Genomic DNA, 25,373 nt, shown 5'->3' with positions numbered 1-25,373 from the left:
AACTCTTTTCGTCACTCAAATAACTGGGAGGCTGGCGACATTAGGTCGTTGAGCTTAAAGTTAAGTCAAATTGGTTGGGAACTATGACCAAAGTAATCAATAAAAGCAAAGTTGCTGCAGCCCTAATCGGGATGTTCGCAATTGCAGGTAGCGCTAGCGCAGCTGCCCAAGATCTTTCGACGTTGCAAAACGAAGAAGCAAAAATTCACACTGCTGACAAACGGTCTCAGCAAAAAATCGATTCTTTGTTCGAACAGAGCCAAGAGTTGTTATATGAGTACCGTGCAGTTGTAGACGAATACGAAAACTTAAAAGTCTACAATGATCACGTTCAGCGTCTCGTTGATGACCAGAATGCATCACTGGCTTCTCTACAGCGCCAGATCGACGGCATCGAAGCGACCAAGCAAGGTGTGGTTCCTTTGATGTACAAAATGATCGACGCTTTGGAGCAGTTTGTGGAGCTAGATCTGCCTATTCACAAAGAGCGTCGTTTGGCTCGTGTTGAGCGTTTACGCGAAATCATGGGTGCTTCAAACGTCACGACTTCTGAGCAGTTCCGTCAAATCACTGAAGCTTATCAAGCTGAAATGGATTACGGCGCAGGTCTGATCGCATACGAAGGCAAGTTGCAGTTCGAAGGTGAAGAAATCTCTGTTGACTTCTTCCACTTAGGTCGCGCAGCTTTAATGGCTCAATCTTTGGACCTGAAAAACGGTTGGATTTACAACAAAGAAGCGGGCGCATGGGAAGCTCTTGATGACGCTTACCTGGGCTCTTTGACCAAAGCGATTCGTATGGCGCGGAAGCAAACCGCACCTGATCTGATTAAACTGCCTATCTACGCAGCGGAGCGTGCAGAATGAACAAACTAGTGAAATCTTTGCTGGTCGCAGCAGCATTCTCATTATCAGCTGGCGCGAGCTCTGCTTACGCGCAAGATGAAGCGAAATCACTAGACCAACTTCTTGAACTAGTGAAAGAAAACCGTGCTGCCTCACAGCGTATCAACGCACAGCGTGAAGCTGAATTCACTTCAGCTCGTGCTGACAAGCAAGCATTATTGAACGACGCAAAACGTCAGCTAGCGAACGAAAAAGCTCGCGGCGAGCGTTTACAAGCTCAATTCGCTGAAAACGAAATCGCACTTGCTAACAAAGAACAAGAGTTGCAAAACGCTCTTGGTACTTTGGGTGAAATCGTTGGTGTTGCACGTGGTGCAGCAGGCGAAACTATCGGTCGTATCGCAACCTCTATCGTGAGCGCGCAGTATCCAGGTCGTGAAGACGTTTTGGAAACTATCGCTGAAGCGAAAGAAGTGCCAACGATTGCTGAGCTTGAAGAGCTTTGGTTAGCTTGGTTGACCGAAATGAAAGAGTCTGGTCGTGTTGTAACTTTCAACAGTGACGTGACTTTGCTTGACGGTTCAACTGAAAACCGTGATGTAACTCGTATTGGTGTATTCAACTTGATTTCAAACGGCGAATACTTCAACTACAACGACGCTGCTGAAGAGATTCAGCCATTAGGTCGTCAGCCAGAAGGTTTCGTTTTGGCAACTGTTGAAGCGTTTGAAAACACTGAAACTGGTTACGAAGGTTTATATATTGACCCGGCTCGTGGTCAAATCTTGAACTTGGCAACTCAAAAAGCAACGCTTGAAGAGCGTTATCACCAAGGTGGTACAGTTGGTTACGTAATCACTGTTGCGCTTATTGTTGGCTTCTTGATTGCAATCTACAAGTTCATCACTTTAGGTATTGAAGGTGCGAAGATGCGCGCTCAGTTGAAAAACACTGCGAACCCATCTGACAAAAACGCACTTGGCCGTATCTTGAAAGTGTATCAAGAGAACAAAACTGCAGACACTGAGAACCTTGAGTTGAAACTTGACGAAGCTATTTTGCGTGAAACACCACGTATCGACAGCGGCGTAAACATCATCAAGATTTTGGCAGCTATCGCGCCATTACTCGGTCTCTTAGGTACAGTTGTTGGTATGATCGGTACCTTCCAATCAATTACCTTGTTTGGTACTGGTGATCCGAAAATCATGGCAGGCGATATCTCAATGGCGTTGGTTACCACCGCATTGGGTCTGATTGCTGCGTTGCCATTGATTCTTGTACACGCGATTGTGGCATCACGCGCTAAGTCTATTGTTCATGTATTAGATGAACAGGCTGCAGGTATCGTCGCCGCGCACGCGGAGAAGAAGGAGTAATCCTATGGTCTACCTGGTGGAGCTCTGGGAATCTATCAGGGATTTTCTGGGTACCGGTGGCGACGTCTTGTACGTCGTCATGGGGGCGCTCTTTCTCATGTGGGTTCTCATGATTGAGCGCTATTGGTTCCTCACCGGCGTATTTCCTAAGCTGAAGAAACAAATCATCAGCGACTGGGACGCTCGGAAAGATACCACCTCATGGTACGCTCACAAAATCCGTGATGCATGGATTTCTGAAGCCAACGAAAAACTAAATGCGCGTATTTTGTTGATCAAAACCTGCGTAGCGATTTGTCCGTTAATCGGACTACTTGGCACCGTAACCGGTATGATTGCAGTATTTGAAATCATGGCGGTACAAGGTACTGGTAACCCACGCTTGATGGCGTCGGGAATTTCGATGGCAACTATCCCGACAATGGCGGGCATGGTTGCAGCATTGTCAGGTATGTTCTTCGCCTCTCGCTTAGAAGCACGGGTGCGTCGAGCGAAAGAAAGATTGATCGACAGTTTGCCACATCATTAAGAGAGAAGAATTATGGCACGTAAACGTTTTCGTGAAGAGGAAGATGCAGCGATCGATATGACGCCGATGCTCGACATCGTATTCATCATGTTGATCTTCTTCATCGTAACCACCTCTTTCGTTAAAGAAGCTGGTATTGACGTGAACAAGCCAGAAGCGAGTCAGGCAGAGAAGAAACCTTCTGCTAACATCTTTATCGCTATTCGTGCGAACGGCGAAGTATGGATGGACAAGCGTATGGTTGATGTAGAGCGTGTAGGCGCGAACATCGAACGTCTATTGGCAGAACAGCCAACTGATATCGTAGTGATTCAGGCGGACAAAGAAGCCAAGCATGGTGTTGTCGTTAAAGTCATGGATCAAATTAAGGAAGCGGGTATTGACAAGATATCCATAGCCGCAGAGGACGATTAATTATGGTGCGCTTTATAGTATCAATACTATTAGGTGCTGCAGCTACGTTCCTTCTGTTCGCTTTCATGGCTTTTTTGATTAGCGGCGGTGAGGGACGTAACGAAGGTCCACCACCGACTGCACCGATCGAACTTGTAACAACGCCACCGGATTCGGATGTGGATCAGCGTCGCCGTACGCCACCACCACCTCCGCCTCCACCTCAGCAACCGCCTGAGACTCCGCCAAACGAGCCTGACACGTCAGACTCAGATGGTATGAATCTTGACTTAGGTTTTGAGGTAGATGTTGGTGGAACCGATACAGGGCTAAATGCGGGTGGACTTATGGTTCGCGATGGTGAAGCAACACCTATCGTACGTATTAACCCGCGTTATCCGCCGGCTGCGGCACGTGACGGTATCCAAGGTTGGGTGCAATTACGTTTTACCATCGATGAAACAGGTGGGGTAACTGATGTTGAAGTTATCGACTCAGAACCACGCCGTGTATTTGACCAAGAAGCTCGCCGCGCCTTGTTGCGTTGGAAATACAAGCCGAAGGTTGTTGACGGTAAAGCTGTACGCCAGCCTGGTCAAACGGTCCAGCTCGACTTCACGTTGGATATGGAGTAATAGATGATGCACAAAAAACTCACAACATTAATTAGTGCGAGTGTATTGTGTACTGTGATGGCAGCCGCTCCTGCGCCTGCCGCATCACAAGAAATCAATTACAACTTGCCATCAGCTGAACAAGTCGAAGCTGCGAAGCAGAGTCGCCGTAACCAAACCGTAAGCGAGCGTGTTGGTCGTCGTTTGATGACTGCATTGGATTTGTACACTGAAGAAGAAGACACAAAGGGTGCTATCGCAATCTTGGTCGAAATTGACCCAAGTAGCGAGTTTGATACTGCTTATGTCAACCGCTTCCTCGGTAACCTGTATGCAGCCGATGGCGAAGAACGTAAAGCTTACGATTTAGTGAAGCGTGCAGCTGATGCTGATGTGTTAGGTCATGCTGACCAAGCATTAGTATTGAAGCTAACTGCAGACCTAGCGTTACAGCTTGAAGAATATCGTAATGCATTAACCTATTACGGTAAGTGGCTCCAGTTTACTGGTGAAGCTGACCCAGATGTGTTTTTGCGAATTGCCAATGCTTATTATGAGCTGAAGCAGTTTGATAAAATTGTTCGTCCTGCCGATTTAGCGATTCAAGCTTATGAAGCAGAAGGCGAAGTCAACAAAAACCCATATGTGTTGAAAGTTGCAGCTTACTACGAAACTGAACAGTACAAAGAAGCGATTAAAGTACTTGAAGTCGGTTTGAATAAACTACCTACTGAAAAAGTATGGTGGAGTCAGTTAGGCATGCTTTATATGCTGACTGAAAACATCGACAAAGCGTTACAAACGTTAGAAATTGCGTACTTAGCAGGTTACTTGGACAAGGAAAGCCAAATTAAGGCGGTTGTCCAGTTATATGCTAACTCGTCAATTCCTTACAAAGCAGCAACCTTGATGGTGAAGCATTTAAATGCTGGCGACATCGAGAAAACTGCGCGTAACTATCAAAGTGCGGCAAGTAGTTTCGAGCAAGCGCGCGAGTACGCGAAAGCTGCTGAAATGTACGGTTTATCAGCTAACTTACAAGAAACTCAGGCTGAGAAGGCTGACTTCTTCCGCCGTCAAGGCAATGCATATCTTCGCGCTGAAGAATATTCAAAAGCAGCGAATGCTTATATGAAAGCGCTACAGGAGAATGTAGAAGAACCAGGCCGCGTATATATGTCTTTAACCGAAGCTTATTTCTATGAGAATAACTTCCGTGAAGCATTAAAATACGTGCAAGAAGCGAAGAAATTCCGTGACCAGCGTCGCAACGCGACCAGTTGGGAACAGTATATTCGCCAAAAAGCTTCGAACCGCGGTGTTTCACTGTAATCGATATACAGTATTCAGTTAAATATCTGGTAAAACCCCGCGACTTAGCGGGGTTTTTTATTGGTCTTGAACTATTGTTATACAAGACATGTCAAAATAAAAAGTGATAGTCTGTTGATCAAGAACAACAAATGAGGAAATTCAAATGAAAGCGATGAAAAAATCAGTTTCAGTAGCGGTAGGCGCATTGATGGTAAGCGCTGGTAGCGTTGCAGCTTCAGCAAACCCTTTTGGCTTTACCGAATTGCCTGGTGGCTATCAACAGCAACAGCAACAACAGCAGCAACAGCAAGAGATGCGTTGCGGTGCCAATAAAGACGCCAAAAAGGCCAAAGAAGGCAAATGCGGCGAGGGTAAATGTGGTGAAGGTAAATGCGGTGGCGATAAAGCCAAAGAGCATGCCAAGAAATATGAAGAAGGCAAATGCGGCGAAGGGAAGTGCGGCGAAGGCAAATGTGGCGGTGATAAAGCCATGCAAAAAATGGACGACAAAGCGAAAGAGCGCATGAACGAAAAAGCCAAAGAAGGTAAATGCGGCGAAGGCAAATGTGGCGAAGGGAAGTGCGGCGCATAGTTGGCTTAGGACTCCGGCGGGAATTCTTAACTGAAGTATTACAGCAGAATCCCGCCGTAGACTTTTGGGAAATAGCACCTGAGAACTGGATTGAGCGTGGTTACGAAGCCTCTTACCAGCTCGATAGGTTGCGTGAACGATATCCGCTGTATAGCCACGGACTTTCGCTATCAATTGGTAGTCCAGACCCCCTTGACGAAGCCTTCATTCTAAAGGTTAAGGCATTTCTCGATCGCTTTAATATAGAGCGCTACAGCGAACACTTAAGTTATTGCTCAGCCAACGGTCATCTTTATGACTTGTTGCCGATACCGTTTAGCGAAGAAGCGGCGGACTACGTGGCGCAGCGCGTTCGTCGAGTCCAAGAATTGCTTGAACGTAAACTCATTTTAGAAAACGTTTCGTATTACTCTCCTGCGGCGCAAGAAATCAGTGAACTCGCATTTATTAAACGCGTTCTCACGCAAGCGGATTGTGACTTATTGCTTGATGTGAATAACGTGTTCGTGAATAGCGTGAATCACAAATATGACCCCGTGGCGTTTATTCAAGGTTTACCATCAGAGCGCATTAATTACGGGCATATTGCTGGACACTATGAAGAAGAACCTGACCTGTTAATTGACACCCATGGCGCTGCTGTGCGCCAAGAGGTCATGGAGTTATTAGCGCTTAGCTATGAAACTCATGGACCATTTCCGGTTCTGTTAGAGCGTGATTTCAATATTCCGCCGTTACCGGAGTTATTGTCAGAAGTAGAGGCCATAAAGGCTGTAACACAAAATACAGAAGTAGCATGACAGAGTTCCAACGTATTCAAGAGCAGTGGTCGCGCTGGTTAAGAGATCCGAAAGGTAGCGAACAACCTGTTGCCGAATTACGTCGATTGCAGGTGTATCAACGCTTGGTCAGAAATAACCTCGACGGATTTGTGACCCGCGGTTTCCCTGTATTGTTTAGTATTCTGACTGCCGAACAATCGCGAACCTTGTTACAAGCATTTATTTCTCAACACCAAGCAAAGTCACCGCTATTTTCAGCAATAGGCGCGGAGTTTGTTGAATTTTTAGCTGACTATGACGAAGATTGGTTGCCTGCTTGGAGTTATCAGCTTGCCGTATACGAGCGCATGGAGGTGGAGGCGTATAACCATGAGTCTGCGTGTATTCTGCCACCATTAGAAACGGCTTTAGAAGCCTCATTGTGGCAGGTCAATTCGTCGCTACAATGGCATGCTTTCGACTATCCAGTCCATACCATTCAGCCTGAACTTGTTCCAGAACAACCGCTGGAGCAGTCCTGCTATTTAGCCGTTTATCGTGTTGATGAATTTAACAATGAGATGATTTCGACTAACGTCAAATTTCTGCAACTTAATGCGGTTACCATGTTACTGGTGGACTTTTTATTACAGCACCCAAAGCTAACCGTAGCGCAAATTACCGAACATCTTGCCAAACAACTACCGCAATTTCCCGCCGAGCAACTGCATCAAGGGTTGTTGGCAACGGTGCCGGAACTCTATCAAAGAGGCTTGTTGTTCCCCAGTCGCAATTAAAGTATGATCCGCACCGCAAATTTTAGTCAGTGAGGATGTATTTTATGGCACATGATGAAAACTTCCGTGATGAATCGGGCGTAAAAATGGGCTGGCTTGCAGTAATTGTATTTCTTGCAGTACCAGTGTTACCAGCAGTTCTAGCTTGGTATAAGTTTTTTTCAGCTTAAGCTGTTTAATTAAATAGGCAGATTATGTCACTCCAATTATTGCTGGTTGAGGATAAACCAGCGACACGGGACCAATTGCTACAGATTATTGAGCAAAGCCCGTTTACGGTAAGTTGTGCCAATGATGGCCTCGACGGCTTAAACCGTAGTAAAAGTCAGCATTATGATGTGGTGTTGGTTGATCACAAAATGCCATTAATGGATGGTTTGGCTTTAATTAAGAGCCTACGCCAGTCTGAGCATTATCAACAGACACCAATTATTTTGATGACCACGCAAGATGCCGCACATGTGCAGCCTTTGGCTGACAAAGCTGGTGCAAACTTGTGTCTGCCTAAACCCGTAGAAGCACAACGCTTGTTGGGGTTACTCAACGACTTAGCGGCAACTACCGGTAACCCGCAACAAACAACTGTCTGAGACGATTGATGCAGATAGAAAATTATATCCGTGCGATTCCGGATTATCCGAAGCCGGGCATTTTATTTCGTGATATTACGCCGCTTCTCGCCGATGGTGCTGCTTTCCAGCACACGATTAACATTCTCGCTGAACGTTACCGTGATCAAGGCATTACGAAAATTGTTGGCATTGAAGCGCGCGGTTTTATTTTCGCTACGGCGTTAGCTTATGCGCTCGGCATCGGTTTCGTACCTTTGCGTAAGCCCGGAAAGCTGCCGCGCAAAACGGTTTCGCAAACTTATGCGCTGGAATATGGTGAAGACAAGCTCGAACTGCACGCTGAGGACATTAGCGCAGCCGACAAAGTACTGGTGGTGGATGATCTGCTAGCAACTGGCGGAACAATTTTGGCTGCCGTTGAAATGCTCAATAAGCAACAAGCGACCATCGCAGAATGCGTATTTATTATTACGCTCGCTGATTTACCTGGCGCTCAGCGTTTACAACAAGCCAAGATTCCATACTATACCCTGTGCTCATTTTAAGGTAAGTTAGCTACTTATCTGAAGCGACAGATTGAGAAGATATTGGCCATGAGCTATCAAGTTCTCGCACGTAAGTGGCGACCCCGCAATTTTGCTGAAGTAGTAGGGCAACAACATGTGTTGAAGCCCCTATTTAATGCGTTACAAACTGGTCGATTACACCATGCTTGGTTACTGACCGGAACCCGCGGCGTTGGTAAAACAACCATTGCTCGCATTCTTGCGAAAAGCCTTAATTGCGAGCAGGGTATTACCGCGGAACCTTGTGGTCAGTGCGGCGCTTGTACTGCGATTGATCAAGGTCGATTTGTCGACTTACTTGAAATAGATGCCGCATCGCGAACTAAAGTAGAAGATACCCGCGAACTACTCGATAACGTTCAATACGCGCCGACTCAAGGCCGCTTCAAAGTCTATTTGATTGACGAAGTTCATATGCTGTCACGGCACAGTTTCAATGCGTTGTTAAAAACCTTGGAAGAACCGCCTGAGCATGTGAAGTTTTTACTAGCGACGACTGATCCGCAAAAACTGCCGATCACGGTATTGTCGCGTTGCCTCCAATTTAACCTCAAAGCGCTATCACGTGATGAAATTGCACAGCATTTAATGCAGGTGCTCGGTGCCGAAAATATTTCTTTTGAAGAGCCTGCAATTCAGGCGTTAGCCCGAGCAGCGCAAGGTAGTATGCGTGATGCATTGAGTTTGACTGATCAAGCTATTGCTCAGGGCGACCATGCCGTAACGGTGCATGGCGTGCAGCAAATGCTTGGCAGTGTGCCAAGTTATCAATTAATTAGCTTAATGCAGAACGTGTTGAGCGGTGATGCTGAAACCATGCTGCAAACACTTGAGCAAGTTGCTGGTCAGGTACCTGACTTGAGCGGCTTGTTACCCGAGTTACAGAATCTTATTCATCAAATGGCGTTGTACAAAGCTGTTCCAGAAACCGCGCACGCAACTGGCCTAGAGCCAGCTGGGCAACATCTGGCACAGCAATTACCAGCAGAATTGTTGCAGGTATTTTATGACATTTTGGTACAAGGCCGCCGCGATCTGAACTACGCTAGTGATGTGCGCAGTGGGGTTGAAATGACGTTGCTGCGGTTAATGGCATTTCGTCCCGAATACCTCGAGGTGGTTGAAGCACCGCCTGAAATGGTCACCAAAGTGAAACCGGTCACGGCAAAGACACCACCACCATCGGCACTCAGTACGCCGATGGATCAGAGCGCAGAACCTGAAGCAAATATTACTGAGCCAGAGTTTGAACCGGAACCTGAGTACGACTCAAATGATAGGCTAGAGGATGAGTTTGAACCAGACTATCAAGCTGAGCCAGACGAAACGCCTCAGTCGCAACAATCAGTGACGGAACAGCCTGAACAAGAGCAACCGGAACAGTCGCCGCAACATGATTTGCAAGCACTACTAGCAACGCGTAGTGCGTTGGCGCAAAAAAAAAATCGTGAAGTAAATCCGCCAACTGCGGATACCACGCAGTCGGCGATTAATGCCGAGAAGTCAGCAGAGACGCAGCCGGTTAACGAGCTACAGAAACAGGTCGAAGCAGCAACGCCGCCATCTGAACAGCAAGCGCAAGAAAGCCCAGAGGCTTCGAATACACCAGTCGAGTTACCAGAAATTGACGCGCAGATTACGGATAGTACTCAACGTGCGGCTGAAATCGACCGCTGGTCGGCGATGATCGATGCCCTTGATTTACACGGTTTAACCCGTCAATTAGCGCGCAATAGTGTGTTGCAAAAAGAACATGACCAATATGTTCTCATGGTGCGAAAAAACTGGGCATACCTATTGAATGATGGCGCAGTTATCACCATTAAAGAAGCTATGGCCGAGCAGTTTGACATGATTCTGCGAGATATTTTGGTTGGCGACGCCGAGGCGGCGACGCCAGTTGAAATTCAGCAGCGTATCAATAACCATCGGATGAATGTTGCGCAGCAAACGTTGGCACAAGACCCAATTGCACAACAGCTCGAAAATGAATTTGGAGCTCAGCTGAAAGCTGACTCTGTGAAACCAGATTAAAGCTAGAAAATAGAGGTAGATATGTTTAAAGGTGGTGGTTTAGGCAACATGATGAAGCAAGCGCAGCAGATGCAAGAGCGTATGCAAAAAGCGCAGGCTGAAATTGCAAACCTAGAAGTAACCGGCGAAGCGGGTGCGGGGATGGTGAAAGTAACCATGCTTGGCAATCACAATGTGCGTCGTGTCAGTATCGATCCGAGCTTATTCGAAGACGACGACAGCGAAATGATTGAAGATTTGGTTGCTGCGGCAATTAACGACGCGGTGCGTCGCGTTGAACAAACCAGCAAAGAGAAAATGGCTGAAGTTACCGGCGGTATGAACCTTCCACCTGGCTTTAAGATGCCATTTTAAGCATAGGTGAAGCATGCGTCTTAGTCCGGCCATTCAAGAGCTTGTACAAGCATTACGGCTGCTACCTGGGGTTGGCCCCAAAAGCGCTCAACGAATGACGTTCCAGTTGTTGGAGCGGCAACGTGAAGGCGCTTTGCGCTTAGCGCAGGCGTTAACTGATGCAGTCGAAAAAGTCGGTCACTGCAATCAGTGCCGCACGCTAACCGAAGAGCAAACCTGTGCAATTTGTGCTGATGCGAAGCGACGTGACAGTGGCCTACTGTGTATTGTTGAAACGCCAGCCGATGTTTTAGCGATTGAACAAACGGGTCAATATCAAGGCTGTTATTTTGTGCTGATGGGGCATTTATCGCCGCTTGACGGCATTGGTCCCGAAGATATTGGCTTAGATGTGCTGGCTAAGCGCTTGCAGCAAGAAGCGATTGAAGAAGTCATTTTGGCAACGAATCCCACCGTCGAAGGCGAGGCAACAGCGCATTTTATTGCTGATTTAGCGCGCTCACGCAATATACGTACCTCGCGTATTGCGCACGGTGTGCCAGTGGGTGGAGAGCTGGAGTATGTTGATCAAGCCACATTGGGACACGCTTTCAGTGGCCGTAAAGTGATTGATCACAACTAATCCATCCTGACGTCGAATAATTTCATGAAATTGGCGCTTGAAATGCGAAGCGCCATCCCCATCTTTGTCCTATACCCATCTAATCATTGTTGATTTACTGACAGATAGTGTAGGAGAAATCACTATGGCGGAGACCCGTCAAGCAGAAACCCACGGTTTTCAAACCGAAGTGAAGCAGTTGCTTCATTTGATGATTCATTCACTTTATTCCAATAAAGAAATCTTTCTGCGCGAGCTTGTATCGAATGCATCGGATGCTGCTGATAAGCTACGATTCAAAGCATTAAGCGACAGCAGTTTGTTAGCTGACGACGCTGAACTCTATGTTCGTGTAAGTGCAGACAAAGATGCTGGCACTATTACCATTAGCGATAATGGTATTGGTATGACGCGTGATGAAGTGATGGCGAACCTAGGTACCATTGCCAAGTCAGGAACCGCTGATTTCTTTAGTCAGTTATCGGGTGATCAGGCAAAAGACAGCCGCTTGATTGGTCAGTTCGGTGTTGGTTTCTACTCAGCCTTTATTGTTGCCGATAGCGTCACTGTGCGCACTCGCGCCGCAGGTGCGGATAGCGCTGTTGAGTGGTTCTCACGCGGTGAGGGCGAGTACGAGTTACGCAATATCGACAAAGCGAAGCGTGGTACCGATATCATTTTGCATTTACGTGATGACGCCAACGAGTACCTCGATGAGTGGCGTTTGAAAAGCATTATCACCAAATACTCGGATCATTTGAGTATTCCGGTGCAAATGCCAAAACGTGACGACGACAATAAACAAGATGGCTGGGAAGCGGTGAACTCTGGCCAAGCGTTATGGACTCGTGAAAAATCAGAAATCTCTGATGAGGAATACAAAGAGTTCTACAAAACCATCGCGCATGATTTCGATGAGCCGTTGCTATGGAGCCACAACAAGGTTGAAGGTACGTCGGAGTACACGAGCTTGTTGTACATTCCAAAACGCGCGCCATGGGACTTATGGAATCGCGATAATCAGACCGGTATCAAACTATACGTTAAACGCGTTTTTATTATGGATGACGCGAAGCAATTGATGCCAACGTATCTGCGTTTCGTTCGTGGTCTGATGGATTCATCTGACTTACCGTTGAACGTGTCGCGTGAAATTTTGCAAGATAACAAAATCACGCGTTCAATGCGCAACGGTAGCACGAAGAAAATTTTGAGCATGTTGAGCAAACTTGCCAAAGACGATCCTGAAAAATATCAAGAATTTTGGAATACGTTCGGTACCGTTTTAAAAGAGGGACCGGCGGAAGATCACGGTAACCAAGAAACGATCGCGAGTTTATTGCGCTTTGCATCAACGCACGAAGATAACAGCGAAGCGACAGTGAGCTTGGATGCGTATCTTGAGCGCATGCCAGAGAAACAAGAGAAGATTTATTACATTGTCGCGGACAGCTATGAGGCGGCACGTGATAATCCAGCACTGGAAATCTTCCGCAAGAAGGGCATTGAAGTCCTGTTGCTGTCCGAGCGTATTGACGAGTGGCTCATGAGCCATTTAACCGAATATAAGGGAAAAGCGTTCCAGTCGGTCACACGTGGTGATTTAGATCTCGGTGAACTTGATGACGCGGAAACCAAAAAGCAACACGAAGAATCTGAAAAAGCGTTCAAAAAGCAATTAAAACGCTTTGAGAAAGCATTAGGCGATAGCGTGAAGACCGTTCGCGTCACCCATCGTTTAACGGATTCACCAGCGTGTATTGTTACCGACGAAAACGATATGAGTACACAAATGGCGAAGCTGATGGAAGCAGCGGGTCAGAAGGTGCCAGAAACCAAGTATATTTTTGAAATAAACCCAGAACATACTTTGGTACAGCGTATTGTCGAGCTCGATGATGACAGTCGCTTTAGCGAATGGGCACACGTCTTGCTGGATCAAGCAACCTTAGCAGAGCGCGGTAGCTTAAAAGACCCAGCAAAATTTGTAGCACGTATGAACAAGCTGATGCTCGATTTAACCCAGGCATAAGCACGTTGACGTTCAAAGTTGCGGAAAAATTCAGCAAATAGTGTGAGTCTGCGCATTGTCCGACGAAAGTCGGCAATGCTCGGACTTGTAAAGCCTGTTTGTGCAAGGTAAAGTTCGACCTTAACTTATCCGCATTAAACAAATTAAGTAAAAGAGGTTGTTCATGCGCATTATCCTGTTGGGCGCACCAGGCGCAGGGAAAGGTACACAAGCGCAGTTCTTAATGAAAACGTTTGGGATTCCGCAAATCTCAACCGGCGACATGTTACGAGCTGCAATTAAGGACGGTACCGAATTAGGTAAGCAAGCCAAAGCGGTGATGGATGCCGGTAAACTCGTTTCAGACGACATTATGATTGGCTTGGTTAAAGAGCGCGTGGCACAGCCTGATTGCCAAAACGGTTTTCTTCTCGACGGATTTCCGCGTACGATTCCGCAAGCGGATGGTATGCATGCTGCAGGTATCGATGTTGACGTGGTTCTTGAATTTGATGTGCCGGATGAAGTGATTGTTGAGCGTATGGCTGGCCGCCGTGTGCATCCGGGTTCTGGTCGTGTTTATCACGTGACTTATAATCCACCAAAAGTGGATGGTAAAGACGATGATACCGGTGATGATCTGGTTATCCGTGATGACGACAAAGAAGAAACCGTGCGTAAGCGTCTGGCAATTTATCACGAACAAACCGAGCCTTTGGTTGCGTATTATCGTAAACTAGCCGAACAAGGTAAGGTTAAATTCCATAATATTGATGGAACCGGTGATGTTGAAGACATTAGCAACAAGCTAGGTAGCTTGCTAAAATAAGCTTCAAATTAACCAACAGATTTCAAAAGCCCACCTTGAGTGGGCTTTTTTGTATAAACTAACGGTTCGTTCTTACACTCTTTGTTCATAAAAAAGGATAACAATCATGGACATGACGTTAATGATCAGCATGTTGTATGCGGGCTTATTGACGCTGCTTTATTTCGCTTTGTCGGTAAATATTATTCGGCTACGTTGGCGCGATCGCGTTGGTATTGGCACTGGCGAGTCACAAGATTTGAAAGTGGCTGTGCGTATTCACGGAAATTTTGCTGAATATGTGCCGCTATCGTTAATTTTATTGGTACTCATGGAGTTGCAAGGGGCATCGGCAGCGTTGCTACATGCTCTAGGTGCGGCATTGTTTGTTGCTCGTGTCTGTCACGCATTGGGTCTTACGTTGTCAGTTGGTCCGTCGTGGGCACGCACCGTTGGGGTACTCGGTACTTTTGCGGTATTGCTACTGCAGGCCGGTTATGTGATTGGTGTGTTTATTGGCGGTGCACTATGACGCTGTTACCCGGCGTACACCGCTTCGGCGTATTAGGTAAACCACCACTATTGTTGCTACACAGTTCACAAAGCAATAGTGGCCAATGGCGCGGGCTAATCCAGCAGCTTGAAAGTCAGTTTGATATTCTAGCGATTGATTTATTGGGTTATGGCAAGGCACCTGCGGCTGAAGATATCGAACCGGAAGCATTTCGTTTTAGCGACGAGCTACCGCGTGTATTAGAAGCTATGGCCGCAGCACAGTGGCAGCAACCAGTGACCATTGTTGGTCATTCCTATGGTGGTGCTTTGGCACTAAAAATTGCCCTAGAAAAGCCGGTTGCGGTGCAACAGCTCGTAGTGTTCGAACCGGTTGCGTTTCATGTTTTAGAAGCGAATGAGCCTGCGCGGATGGAAATTGAAAAAATTGCCGCACAAATGTATCAGCATGATAGCGAAGCAGCGACCAGAGCATTTGTTGATTACTGGAATCAGCCGGGCTATTTCGACGCCTTACCAGAGCGTATTCGCGCCGGAATGACCATGCAAGCAGCAAAAGTGACGAAAGATTTTGCCGCGTTGATGGGCGAGCCGCACAAGCTGCAGGATTATCGTCACGTGGATATGCCGGTATTAGTGTTGCAGGGTAAGCATACGCAAGAAAGTGCGCGTTGTGTGGCCCACCATTTACTGCAAGTGATGCCAAATGCGACAGAAATAACGCTCGAGTGTGGCCATATGGGGCCGGTGACGCACGCACAGTTAGTCAATCCTGAAATTGTCACCTTTGTAACGCAAGCACACGAAGTGGTGGTATGAGTCAGTTTGCCTTGTTGCGTCAGCATCCGGAACTGATCTATTTCGATAGTGCGGCGACGTGCCAAGTGCCTGATGTCGTGTTGCAGGCGTATACCGATTATTACCAACAACATCACGCTAATGTGCATCGCGCAAGCCATCAGTTGGGGCGGGCGGCGACTACGGCGCTAGAAACCGCACGAGCTAAGTTGGCTGAATTTATTGGCGCCAGTGCCGAACAAATTGCATTGGTTGCTTCGACTACGGCGGCTTTGAACGGATTGGCAGAGCAACTTCCGGTGCAGTGGCAAGCTGGCGATGAAATTTTACTTTCAAGCGCTGAACACCACGCCAACATTTTGCCGTGGCAACGGCTTGCGAAACAACATGAATTGACCCTGCGTTATATTCCTATCGACAGCGAAACCGGCGAACTCGGCGAATGGCGTGAGCTTTTAACCCCACGGACACGGGTGGTGAGTGTTACTGCGGCCAGCAACATTACGGGCACCGTGTTTCATCTACAACCGTTGTTGCAAGCAGCAAAGGCACAGGGGACTTGGACGCTCGTCGATGCTGCGCAAGCGGCGGCACATGTGCCCATTGAAGTACATCAGCTAGAATGCGATGCGCTAGTATTTAGCATGCACAAGCTTTATAGCGTGAACGGTTGTGCCGTCTTGTACATCCGTGATGCGTTGCGCGATGCGATGGCACCATTTTTGGTCGGTGGCGGTATTGTCCAGCGCGTGAGTGCAACTGATGCTGAGTTGATTGATGGTATTCACAAATTTGAAGCGGGTAGCCCTAACACTGCTGCCGCTGTCGCCGCCGCAACAGCGGTCGATTGGCTACAGCAACAACATTTACAACGACAACTTGTCAACTTACGCCAACAGTTGTTGGAACAGCTACAGCAACGTGCTTGGTTAACTGTATTACCAAGCGGAGCGCAAGCAACCCCTACCATATCGTTCTACAGCGACGAGTTTCAGGCGTTTGATATTGCGGCTTGGTTAGACCAACATCACATTGCCGTGCGCGCAGGTCATCATTGTGCACAACTATTATTGCAACAATGGCAGCTACCAGCGGTCGTCAGAATCTCTTTAGGGGCGTATAATACCGCCGACCAAATTAACCGTTTTCTTGAAACCTTGGACGCTGGCTGGGCCTTATTCGGTTCAGACTAGGAGTACAGACGTGCAACAACCCAATCATTGGTGGACTGAGTCAATCAAGCTGGCTCGACTCACTGGCCCTATTCTGATCGCGCAATTGACACAAATGTTGATGAGCGTTGTCGATACCTTAATGGCCGGTCGTGTGAGTGCGACTGACCTTGCCGCCGTTTCTGTTGGGGGTAGTATTTGGGTGCCGTCGACGCTAATTATTATGGGGCTTGCGCTGGCACTGGCGCCGATCATTTCGCATTTTGATGGTGCTGGAAAGCACCACAAAGTCGGCAATATGGTGCAACAGGGCATCTACACAGCCATGATTGGTGGGGTGTTATGTTTTGCGGTAATACAAGCCGCACCAGTTATTCTTAACGCCATGTCTGTCGAAGATGAGTTTCGTCGGGTGACGCTTGATTACCTGTTTTATGTCAGCTTCGGGATTCCGGCGCTGGTCTTGTATATGGTGCTGCGCAACTTCTGTGAAGGCCTCTCGCATACCGTACCGTCACTGATCATTGGTGTGCTTGGCCTCATCGTTAACATTCCGGTGAACTACATCTTCATCTACGGTGAGTTTGGTATGCCGGCCCTAGGTGGTGCTGGTTGTGGCCTTGCCACCGCAATCGTTTTGTGGGTGATGGCGCTGGGCATGCTGGTGTACGTGTCCGTGGTACAGCGCTTCAAGAAATTGGCAATTTTTAAAACCTTTCATGCGCCGAATTGGGACGACATTTGGTATATCGTTCGAATTGGCTTCCCAATCGCGACCTCGATGTTTTTCGAGGTGAGTCTGTTTGCCGCAGCGGCATTGGTTATTGCGCCACTGGGTGCAACCGTGGTGGCCAGTCACCAAATTGCCTTGAATATTTCCTCATTGGTTTACATGGTGCCTTTGAGTTTGTCGATGGCGGTGACGTTGCGCGTCGGTTTTGCCCTCGGCGCAGGTAATCCTGCGAATGCCATGCTTAGCCATAAATTGGCAACGTTTTATGGTATGACGTTTGCCGCAATCAACGGTGTGATCATGTATTTAGCGGGTGCGTGGCTTGCTGGCTTATATACTGACGACCAAGCGGTGATTCAGTTGGCGGCAACCTTAATGGGCTTAGCGGCGATATTCACGCTCTCAGATACGTTCCAAGCGATCGCGATGGGAACCTTGCGGGGCTATAAAGACACCAAAGTGGTGATGTTTATTACCTTCGTATCGTACTGGCCATTTGGTTTAAGCTTGGGTGTTATCTTGTCATTAACCGATTGGATTGTGCCGGCGATGGGTGCGGCAGGCATGTGGATTGGCTTTATTATTGGCTTAAGCTGCGCTGCTGTGTTGTTAAGCTGGCGACTGCTAGTTGTCAGTCGCCGTTATAACGTCGCTCATGCAGCAAACTTTAGTGAGTCAGCAACAATTCAAGACTGATGCCTTTGATGTAATACCTCAAGCACGTCATTCAAACTTAAATCGCGGGCTGCCAGTGTCACCATCAAATGATACAGCAAGTCCGCGCTTTCATTGAGCAACTCTTTATCATCGCCGGCGGCAGCTGCTAGTGCCACCTCAACACCTTCTTCGCCAACTTTTTGCGCAGCTCGTTTCACGCCTTCGGCAAATAACGATGCGGTATAGCTACTATCGACTGGCGCACCGCGACGTGACTCAATGATATCCATCAAGCGTTGTAACATCGGCTGTGATTGGGCATCGGAAAAGCAACTACGGGTGCCCAAGTGGCACGTCGGGCCTGTCGGTTTGACCAACACGAGCAAACTGTCTTGGTCACAATCGGTGTGCACGCTAACCAGCGCAAGCGTATTGCCTGAGCTCTCGCCCTTGGTCCACAACCGCTGCTTAGAGCGACTAAAAAACGTCACTTGTTGCGTATCTAAGGTTTGCTGCAGGGCATCTGCGTTCATGTAGCCTTGCATTAAAATTTCACCACTTAGCGCGTGCTGAACAATCGCCGGCAGCAAGTCATCACCTTTGGCGAAATCGACTGAATCGATGTTTGATTGATTAATCCGCATCTTGTTCTCCTTGGCACCAGATTACACTGGCCTGATGGCAATGCCTGCCTGCTGTAGTGATTGCTTTAATGTCTTGATCTCGATAATCCCTTTATGAAATACCGAAGCGGCGAGGGCACCGTCAACATCCGCTTGTTCAAAAACTTGCTCGAAATGCTCAATACTGCCGGCGCCACCAGAGGCAATCAGCGGTACAGGACAATCCGCTCGCATTAGTTGCAGTTGCTCAATATCGTAGCCTTTGCGCACACCGTCTTGGTTCATGCAGTTCAACACGATTTCACCAGCGCCACGCGCGACAACGTCACGCAACCAGTCTCGAGTTTGCCACGCGGTTTTTTGCGTACGCGTTTCGTCACCGGTGAATTGAAATACCTCATAGGTGTTGGTTTCAGCGTTATAGAAGCTATCAATACCAATCACAATACATTGCTGCCCAAATTCTTCGACCAGCGTATTGATCAGGTTTGGATCGCGCAGGGCAGGGGAATTGATGGATATTTTATCTGCGCCCATAGCTAAGATTTCTTGTGCTTGGGCAACTGAACTTATGCCACCGGCAACGGTGAACGGGATATCGATGAGTCGAGCAATGCGTTCAACCCAAGATTTGTCGACCACACGCGCGTCAGAACTTGCGGTGATATCATAAAACACCAGCTCATCGGCACCAGCTTGCGCATAGCGTTCAGCTAATGGTTCGATTGCACCAATAACTTCGTGATTACGAAATTGCACGCCCTTGACCACTTCACCGTTGCGAACATCAAGGCATGGAATTATGCGTTTGGCCAGCATTGCAGAGCCTCCGTTAAGGTAAACTTGCCAGTCAGTAAGGCTTTACCGAGAATTACTGAGTCACAATTAATCGCTTGTAGCGCCGTCAAATCATCGAGACTAGCGACACCACCTGACGCTTGTACTTGGAGCTGCGGGTATTGCTGTTTCAGCTGTTCGTATAACGCAACATTGGTGCCAGTGAGCATCCCGTCGCGACTGATATCAGTACACAAGACATGACGTAAGCCAAAGGGTAAATAACTATCAATCAGCTCGGTTAGCGTGGTATTCGAAGTTTCTTGCCAGCCATGGGTGGCCACATAAGCCACGCCTTGGTTATCAATGTTCACATCGAGCGCTAACACAATCGCATCGGGACCGAATTCTTGTAGCCAATGTTGTACCAGTTTCGGTTCACGCACCGCAACTGAGCCCACAACGGCGCGTTGCACACCCGCTGCGAATAATTGCTCGAGGTCGTGTTGCGTACGAATGCCGCCACCCACTTGAACATTCATGTTGGTATTCGAGGTAATATTTTTCAGCAGTTCGAGTTGGCGCTTCGAGGTGTCGCGCGCGCCATCTAGGTCAACTAAATGCAACCATTGTGCGCCAGCTTCTTCGTAGGCATTAACCAACGTTAATGGATTACTCGAATAGGTTGTCTGGCGAGCAAAGTCACCTTGCTGCAAACGCACAACTTCGCCGTTAATTAAATCAAGCGCGGGTATCAGCATCAGTTAACTCCAAAAAATTTTTCAATAGTTGCGCACCAGCTTTACCAGAGCGCTCTGGGTGAAATTGCGCACCAAAATAGTTGTGGTGGCGAATCATCGCGGCAAACTCTTGGCCATATTGGCATTGCGCGATGGTTGATTGGTCTTTGGCCACGGCAAAGCTATGCACAAAATAGAACCAAGCTTCAGCATCCATATTTTTCAAAAGCGGGTTGTCGCCCACGGCAGTCACGGTGTTCCAACCCATATGCGGCAACGGTAAGTCGCCGGCTTGCAAACGTACTGTTTGCGCTGGAATAACTCCCAAGCAGTTCACTTCACCTTCCGCTGACCAGTCGGTGAGCAACTGCATGCCGAGACAGATACCGAGCACGGGTTGTTGCAGATTTTGCAAGGTTTCCACCAACTCAAGTTTCTGTAGATTACGCATGGCTGCTTGAGCGGTGCCTACGCCCGGTAAAACCACTTTATCCGCCGCTGCAATACTTGCGGCATCGGCTGTCACTTCTGGTTTGACGCCGAGGCGCTCAAACGCGAAGCGAACTGAGCTCAAATTCGCACAAGCGGTGTCGACAATGACTAAGTTTGCTGCGCTCATGCCAACATTCCCTTACTTGATGGCAGTTCGTCACTCGCGCCCCGAGCAATCGCTTGCCGTAACGCGCGCCCGAAAACTTTGAACAAGCTTTCGACTTGGTGGTGCGCATTACCTTCAGTGGTGCTCAAGTGAAGTGAAATCGCCATCGCATCGCTGAGCGAGCGGAAGAAGTGACTGACCATTTCCGTTGAGAGCTCGCCTACGTTGTCGCGGCTGAACTCGGCTTGCCACTGCAAGTATGGGCGACCCGACAAGTCGATTAAGCACTCAGCACGACATTCATCCATCGGCAGGGCAAAACCAAAACGACCGATACCACGCTTATCACCTAACGCCTGACGCAGTGCTTGGCCAAATGCTAAGGCAGTGTCTTCAACCGTGTGGTGTTCATCAATATGCAAATCGCCTTTCACCTCAAGCGCCAAGGAGAAGCCGCCGTGCGTAGCAATTTGCTCCAACATGTGGTCAAAAAAGCCAATACCGGTGTGAATACGAATCGGTTGTGACTTATCGAGATCAACAGCGACGTTGATATCGGTTTCGCGCGTGGTGCGCTTTACTTCAGCAGTCCGTGGACGTTGAATCAGCGTATGCCCAATGGCTTGCCAATTATTCTCGTTGCGGTCATAACGAATGCCTTGAATCCCCATATTTTCAGCAAGCTGCATGTCGGTATCACGGTCACCAATCACGTAAGAATCGGTAAAATCAACTTTGCCTTGCATGAGATAGTCACGCACCAAACCAAGCTTTGGTTTACGGCACGAACAATTATCCTCATCAAAGTGCGGACAAATGAGCACGTCATCAAAGCGCACGCCTTGTGAGTTAAAAATTGCCATCATTAAATCATGTGGCGCATCGAAGTCTGCTTGCGGAAAGCTATCGGTTCCTAAACCATCTTGGTTTGAAACCATCACGAGGCGGTAGCCTCTATTTTGTAGTGCCAACAAAGTTGGAATCACCTGTGGTTCAAAGACCAACTTAGCAACACTATCGAGTTGCTTATCAATCGGCGGTTCTTCAACCAGCGTACCATCGCGATCAATAAACAAAATTTTCTGTGGGCTGGCTGAACTCATGGCAATACCTCCATTAACTGCTGCATTTCGGCTTCGCTACCGATACTTACTCGGACACTATTGTCGAGTCCGCGCTGCGATGATTGATTACGAATTAACACACCGCCGAGGCGACATTGCTCAACCAATTGCTCGGCATTTTCGACATCCAGCAGCACGAAGTTGGTGCAGCTTGGCCAAACTTTTTTCACCCACGGCTTCGCTGCAATCGCTTGGATAAACGCGAGGCGTTGCGCAGTCGTGGTCGCAAGTGCTTGTTGCATCGCTGAAATCCCTTCCTGAGATAGGGCTCGCGCTGCAATATCTAAACAGGGTTGTGGCATTGGATACGGCGCAATCACTTTGCGAAGCACCTCAATGATGTCGGTGTTTGCTATAGCAAAACCACATCGTATCGCCGCCAGGCCAAAGGCTTTTGATAACGTACGCATCACCACCAGTTGTGGATACTTCGCGAGCCACTGCGTGATGTGATTAAGCGGTTGCACATTACTTTGTGCGGCAAATTCAATGTAAGCCTCGTCAATAACAACCAAAGCTTGCTCACCCACGCCGATAATCAAGTGCTCGAGCTCCGCTAAATTGACGTTATTGCCAAGTGGGTTGGATGGGTTGCATACGAACACCAACTTAATTTGCTGTTGACTGCTATTGAAGGCACGAAGCATCTCATCGACATTCAACTGCAAGGTGCCATCCGCAGCAGCAGTCAATGGCACATCAATCACACCGGCACCTTGAGTTTGCGCGCTGATAGCGTACATACCGTACGTGGGGGTGGTGATCATAATCGCATCTTGCTGTGGCTCGCAGAAACTACGAATCAATAAATCAATGGCTTCGTCGCTGCCTCGACAGCTGAGTACTTGCTCGACATTCACTTGTGCATAGTTTGCATAAGCTTGATTGAGCGCCGAGCTTTGAAAACTCGGATACCGATTCAACTGTGTTTCGTTTGTAGCTAGAGCCGGTGTTGCTGGGGCTTCATTCGCATTCAGCCAAACCGCGCCACCGCTCATACTGCGTCGAGCTGACGCATAAGGTGTTAACGCTGCTAAGTGTGCGCGTTGTAAAGATGCCGCTACTGTCATGACTGATTCTCCAAACGAATGCTAACGGCTCGCGCGTGCGCTCTTAAGCCTTCAGTTTCAGCCAAGGTAATAATGGCTTTACTGAGTTGCGCTAAACCTTGCTTCGATACCGTTTGCGTGGTGTAGCGACGATAAAAATCTAACAAACCTAAGCTGCTGTAGTTCCGTGCAAAGCCATAAGTGGGCAACACATGATTGGTTCCTGTTGCATAGTCACCACCTGACTCAGGTGTGTAGTGGCCAACAAAAATCGAGCCAGCTAAGGTGAGTTGCGGCAAATACTGCTCGGCGTCATCTAATTGCACCGATAAGTGTTCAGGTGCATACCGCTGGCTGATTTCGCAAGCTTGCTCAAGCGAATCAGCTTGAATCAATGAGCTTTGCTCGAGTGCTTTGCGCGCTGTCGCTGCTCGCGGTAATACTTCGAGCTGTTGCTCAAGGGCGCTTTGCGTTGCGCTAATTAATGCTGCACTTGGGCTGACCAAAATCACTTGTGAATCAGCGCCGTGTTCCGCTTGCGACAGTAAGTCAGCCGCCACAAAAGCAGGATTAGCGGTATCATCAGCAATCACCAATAACTCGGATGGGCCCGCCGGCATATCAATGGCCGGACCGCCGCTACGCTGGGCGACCTGTTGCTTGGCGGCCGTGACGTAGCTATTACCTGGGCCGAAAATCTTCGCCACTGGCGCAATCGTTTGCGTGCCGACAGCAAGCGCGGCAATGGCTTGAGCGCCGCCACAGCGATACACTTCGGTGATACCGCATTTTTGCGCAACGTACATCAGAGCCGGGCTGAGCTCGCCGTTGCTATCTGGTGGGCTTACTAAAACGCGGCGTGGATTATTGGCGATTTGCGCCGGTACCCCAAGCATCAATGCGGTGGATGGCAATACGGCCGTACCACCGGGAATATAAAGACCAACGGCCGTTAGTGCTTCGAAGCGTTGTGTGCAGACGACACCCGGCGCAGTTTCCACGCTAATATCTTGCGGCTGTTGTTGCAGGTGAAAGGTGCGAATCGTTTCATACGCAGTATCAATCGCCTGCTTCACGTCAGCTGAGAGCTGTGCTGCGCGTTCAGCGATTTGCGCCTCGCTATAACGTAGTTCGCTCAAATTCTCACAATCAAATTGACGGGTGTACCGTAGCACCGCGGCATCGCCTTCACTGGCGACCGCTTCAATAATTGCCGCCACTTGTTGTTGCAGCTCGGCAGACTGGCTTTGAGCCGGTCGTGCCAAGAGTTTGGCTTGCTGTTGGTCGGTAAGTTGTGACCATTGAAATGCGCGCATGCGTTACCCCATCATCTTCTCAATAGGCAGCACTAAAATCGAGCTGCACCCAATTTCCTTCAACTCTTCCATGGTTTCCCAGAACAACTTCTCAGTGCTTACCACGTGCACTGCGACAAGCTCATCGGTGTGGCTTAAAGGCAAAATGGTAGGACGCTCTGCACCTGGCAATAGCTCAACCACTTGCTCAAGGGCTTTAACCGGGGCGTGTAGCATGATGTATTTGCTTTCACGCGCCATCTGCACGCCATCGATACGTGGTAATAGCTGATCAACAATGGCTTGCTTCGCCGCTGACAACGGTTCCGGGCGTTGAATTAATTGCGCTTGTGAACGGAAAATCACTTCTTTTTCCACCAAGCCATTCGCTTCCAGTGTTGCGCCCGTTGACACCAAATCACAAATGGCATCGGCAAGCCCAGCGCGTGGCGCCACTTCAACGCTACCGGTTAGAATGGCGTTATTGGCTGATACGCCGCGTTGTTGCAAATAGTTTTGTAGCAAGTACGGATAAGTGGTGGCGATGCGCTTGCCATCGAGATCTTGGATGCCGCCATAAGCTTCTTCTTTGGGGACGGCGATTGATAAGCGACATTGACCAAAATCCAGCGCGCGTAAACGTTGTACTTTGCAAGCGAGTTGCGTCGCTTGGCGCTCTAAACGCACTTCTTCAAGTACGTTTTCGCCAACCAAGCCAAGGTCAACGACACCATCCATAACCAAGCCAGGGATATCGTCATCGCGTACACGGAGCAGGTCGACCGGTTGATTACTGCTGTGCGCCAACAATCGTGCCTCGTGCAAACTAAACTTGAATCCACACGCCTGCAGCAAGGCAATGGATTCTTTACTTAAACGTCCAGATTTTTGAATGGCGATGGTTAAACGCTGTGAATTTTTGTCGACTACCATGTAAAACTCCTAATAAAAAACCCCGCAAAGGGCGCCTTGCGGGGTTCGTTATGAAATCAGTGAAGGCAGCCCCAAATAATTGAGTTAGCCTTCAGAGAATTTCTGGGCTAACACGGATGTATGTGATGGTGGTGCTGCTTTAAAAACATAAGTTCGTATGCTTCGCTGTTCGTGATTCGTGCGCTTCGCTG

29 protein-coding genes are annotated in these 25,373 nt (G+C 48.4%); 21 read left to right on the top strand and 8 right to left on the bottom strand.

Going from position 1 to position 25,373, the window contains the following annotated elements; all coding sequences use genetic code 11:
- Nucleotides 1-83: 83 nt before the first annotated feature.
- From BM292_RS04135 to BM292_RS04040, 21 genes are all read left to right on the top strand, one after another.
- Nucleotides 84-866, top strand: coding sequence for a DUF3450 domain-containing protein (locus BM292_RS04135; protein WP_092855560.1), 783 nt, complete (start codon nucleotides 84-86; stop codon nucleotides 864-866).
- Nucleotides 863-2,224, top strand: coding sequence for a MotA/TolQ/ExbB proton channel family protein (locus BM292_RS04130; RefSeq protein WP_092855558.1), 1,362 nt, complete (start codon nucleotides 863-865; stop codon nucleotides 2,222-2,224). Before BM292_RS04135 ends, BM292_RS04130 begins: the two co-directional genes overlap by 4 nt.
- A gap of 4 nt (nucleotides 2,225-2,228) precedes the next feature.
- Nucleotides 2,229-2,753, top strand: a complete 525-nt coding sequence (locus BM292_RS04125; protein ID WP_092855556.1) for a MotA/TolQ/ExbB proton channel family protein — start codon at nucleotides 2,229-2,231, stop codon at nucleotides 2,751-2,753.
- A gap of 12 nt (nucleotides 2,754-2,765) precedes the next feature.
- Complete coding sequence (locus BM292_RS04120) at nucleotides 2,766-3,167, top strand: ExbD/TolR family protein (RefSeq protein WP_092855554.1); 402 nt, start codon at nucleotides 2,766-2,768, stop codon at nucleotides 3,165-3,167.
- 2 nt (nucleotides 3,168-3,169) lie between these two features.
- Nucleotides 3,170-3,781: an energy transducer TonB gene (locus tag BM292_RS04115; RefSeq protein WP_092855552.1), complete on the top strand. Its 612-nt coding sequence runs from the start codon at nucleotides 3,170-3,172 to the stop codon at nucleotides 3,779-3,781.
- 3 nt (nucleotides 3,782-3,784) lie between these two features.
- Nucleotides 3,785-5,092, top strand: a complete 1,308-nt coding sequence (locus BM292_RS04110; protein ID WP_233340188.1) for a tetratricopeptide repeat protein — start codon at nucleotides 3,785-3,787, stop codon at nucleotides 5,090-5,092.
- Nucleotides 5,093-5,237: 145 nt separating this feature from the next.
- A complete protein-coding gene (locus BM292_RS04105) occupies nucleotides 5,238-5,666 on the top strand; it encodes an HvfA family oxazolone/thioamide-modified RiPP metallophore (RefSeq protein ID WP_092855550.1) in 429 nt (142 codons plus the stop codon).
- Nucleotides 5,639-6,466, top strand: a complete 828-nt coding sequence (locus BM292_RS04100; RefSeq protein ID WP_092855548.1) for an HvfB family MNIO-type RiPP peptide maturase — start codon at nucleotides 5,639-5,641, stop codon at nucleotides 6,464-6,466. Before BM292_RS04105 ends, BM292_RS04100 begins: the two co-directional genes overlap by 28 nt.
- Complete coding sequence (locus BM292_RS04095; RefSeq protein WP_092855546.1) at nucleotides 6,463-7,224, top strand: HvfC family RiPP maturation protein; 762 nt, start codon at nucleotides 6,463-6,465, stop codon at nucleotides 7,222-7,224. The genes BM292_RS04100 and BM292_RS04095 overlap by 4 nt, the downstream gene beginning before the upstream one ends.
- A 44-nt stretch (nucleotides 7,225-7,268) precedes the next feature.
- Nucleotides 7,269-7,394, top strand: a complete 126-nt coding sequence (locus tag BM292_RS11825) for a hypothetical protein (RefSeq protein WP_267899167.1) — start codon at nucleotides 7,269-7,271, stop codon at nucleotides 7,392-7,394.
- Nucleotides 7,395-7,418: 24 nt separating this feature from the next.
- Nucleotides 7,419-7,814, top strand: coding sequence for a response regulator (locus BM292_RS04090; protein ID WP_092855544.1), 396 nt, complete (start codon nucleotides 7,419-7,421; stop codon nucleotides 7,812-7,814).
- Between the two features lie 8 nt (nucleotides 7,815-7,822).
- Nucleotides 7,823-8,341 carry an adenine phosphoribosyltransferase gene (gene apt, locus BM292_RS04085; RefSeq protein WP_092855542.1) on the top strand — a complete coding sequence of 173 codons (519 nt, stop codon included), beginning with the start codon at nucleotides 7,823-7,825 and terminating at the stop codon, nucleotides 8,339-8,341.
- 48 nt (nucleotides 8,342-8,389) lie between these two features.
- Entirely contained in the window at nucleotides 8,390-10,396 is a 2,007-nt protein-coding gene (gene dnaX / locus BM292_RS04080) for a DNA polymerase III subunit gamma/tau (protein WP_092855540.1), read from the top strand.
- Nucleotides 10,397-10,417: 21 nt separating this feature from the next.
- On the top strand, nucleotides 10,418-10,750 hold the full coding sequence (locus BM292_RS04075; protein ID WP_092855538.1) for a YbaB/EbfC family nucleoid-associated protein: 333 nt from the start codon (nucleotides 10,418-10,420) through the stop codon (nucleotides 10,748-10,750).
- Nucleotides 10,751-10,763: 13 nt separating this feature from the next.
- The gene (gene recR / locus BM292_RS04070; RefSeq protein ID WP_092855536.1) at nucleotides 10,764-11,372 is read left to right on the top strand and encodes a recombination mediator RecR; all 609 of its coding nucleotides are present in this window, start codon (nucleotides 10,764-10,766) and stop codon (nucleotides 11,370-11,372) included.
- Nucleotides 11,373-11,496: 124 nt separating this feature from the next.
- On the top strand, nucleotides 11,497-13,383 hold the full coding sequence (gene htpG, locus BM292_RS04065) for a molecular chaperone HtpG (protein ID WP_092855534.1): 1,887 nt from the start codon (nucleotides 11,497-11,499) through the stop codon (nucleotides 13,381-13,383).
- A 163-nt stretch (nucleotides 13,384-13,546) separates the two neighbouring features.
- Entirely contained in the window at nucleotides 13,547-14,191 is a 645-nt protein-coding gene (gene adk, locus BM292_RS04060) for an adenylate kinase (protein ID WP_092855532.1), read from the top strand.
- 106 nt (nucleotides 14,192-14,297) lie between these two features.
- Nucleotides 14,298-14,702 (top strand): MAPEG family protein, encoded by a 405-nt coding sequence (locus BM292_RS04055; protein WP_245751807.1) that lies wholly within the window; start codon nucleotides 14,298-14,300, stop codon nucleotides 14,700-14,702.
- On the top strand, nucleotides 14,699-15,502 hold the full coding sequence (locus tag BM292_RS04050; protein WP_092855530.1) for an alpha/beta fold hydrolase: 804 nt from the start codon (nucleotides 14,699-14,701) through the stop codon (nucleotides 15,500-15,502). The genes BM292_RS04055 and BM292_RS04050 overlap by 4 nt, the downstream gene beginning before the upstream one ends.
- Nucleotides 15,499-16,674: an aminotransferase class V-fold PLP-dependent enzyme gene (locus tag BM292_RS04045; RefSeq protein WP_092855528.1), complete on the top strand. Its 1,176-nt coding sequence runs from the start codon at nucleotides 15,499-15,501 to the stop codon at nucleotides 16,672-16,674. Before BM292_RS04050 ends, BM292_RS04045 begins: the two co-directional genes overlap by 4 nt.
- 10 nt (nucleotides 16,675-16,684) lie before the next feature.
- Nucleotides 16,685-18,082 carry an MATE family efflux transporter gene (locus BM292_RS04040; protein ID WP_245751804.1) on the top strand — a complete coding sequence of 466 codons (1,398 nt, stop codon included), beginning with the start codon at nucleotides 16,685-16,687 and terminating at the stop codon, nucleotides 18,080-18,082.
- Here the strand turns inward: BM292_RS04040 and hisIE are convergent.
- Genes hisIE through hisG form a run of 8 tightly spaced genes read right to left on the bottom strand, consistent with a single transcriptional unit; the run spans nucleotide 18,073 to nucleotide 25,182 of the window.
- Entirely contained in the window at nucleotides 18,073-18,687 is a 615-nt protein-coding gene (gene hisIE, locus BM292_RS04035; protein ID WP_092855526.1) for a bifunctional phosphoribosyl-AMP cyclohydrolase/phosphoribosyl-ATP diphosphatase HisIE, read from the bottom strand. The genes BM292_RS04040 and hisIE overlap by 10 nt on opposite strands.
- A 21-nt stretch (nucleotides 18,688-18,708) precedes the next feature.
- The gene (gene hisF / locus BM292_RS04030) at nucleotides 18,709-19,485 is read right to left on the bottom strand and encodes an imidazole glycerol phosphate synthase subunit HisF (protein ID WP_092855524.1); all 777 of its coding nucleotides are present in this window, start codon (nucleotides 19,483-19,485) and stop codon (nucleotides 18,709-18,711) included.
- Nucleotides 19,467-20,204, bottom strand: coding sequence for a 1-(5-phosphoribosyl)-5-[(5-phosphoribosylamino)methylideneamino]imidazole-4-carboxamide isomerase (hisA, locus tag BM292_RS04025; protein WP_092855522.1), 738 nt, complete (start codon nucleotides 20,202-20,204; stop codon nucleotides 19,467-19,469). The genes hisF and hisA overlap by 19 nt, the downstream gene beginning before the upstream one ends.
- Nucleotides 20,185-20,802 (bottom strand): imidazole glycerol phosphate synthase subunit HisH, encoded by a 618-nt coding sequence (hisH, locus tag BM292_RS04020; RefSeq protein WP_092855519.1) that lies wholly within the window; start codon nucleotides 20,800-20,802, stop codon nucleotides 20,185-20,187. Before hisH ends, hisA begins: the two co-directional genes overlap by 20 nt.
- Nucleotides 20,799-21,884, bottom strand: coding sequence for a bifunctional histidinol-phosphatase/imidazoleglycerol-phosphate dehydratase HisB (gene hisB, locus BM292_RS04015; RefSeq protein WP_092855517.1), 1,086 nt, complete (start codon nucleotides 21,882-21,884; stop codon nucleotides 20,799-20,801). The genes hisH and hisB overlap by 4 nt, the downstream gene beginning before the upstream one ends.
- A complete protein-coding gene (gene hisC, locus BM292_RS04010) occupies nucleotides 21,881-22,975 on the bottom strand; it encodes a histidinol-phosphate transaminase (protein WP_092855515.1) in 1,095 nt (364 codons plus the stop codon). The genes hisB and hisC overlap by 4 nt, the downstream gene beginning before the upstream one ends.
- Nucleotides 22,972-24,270 carry a histidinol dehydrogenase gene (hisD, locus tag BM292_RS04005; RefSeq protein ID WP_092855513.1) on the bottom strand — a complete coding sequence of 433 codons (1,299 nt, stop codon included), beginning with the start codon at nucleotides 24,268-24,270 and terminating at the stop codon, nucleotides 22,972-22,974. The genes hisC and hisD overlap by 4 nt, the downstream gene beginning before the upstream one ends.
- 3 nt (nucleotides 24,271-24,273) lie before the next feature.
- Nucleotides 24,274-25,182, bottom strand: coding sequence for an ATP phosphoribosyltransferase (gene hisG, locus BM292_RS04000; protein ID WP_092855511.1), 909 nt, complete (start codon nucleotides 25,180-25,182; stop codon nucleotides 24,274-24,276).
- Nucleotides 25,183-25,373: the final 191 nt, after the last annotated feature.

The organism is Pseudidiomarina tainanensis, assembly GCF_900115255.1.
GTDB classification, from domain to species: Bacteria; Pseudomonadota; Gammaproteobacteria; order Enterobacterales; family Alteromonadaceae; genus Pseudidiomarina; species Pseudidiomarina tainanensis.
The sequence above is the reverse complement of the archived record's forward strand: the minus strand, read 5'-3'. Positions and strand labels throughout refer to the sequence as shown.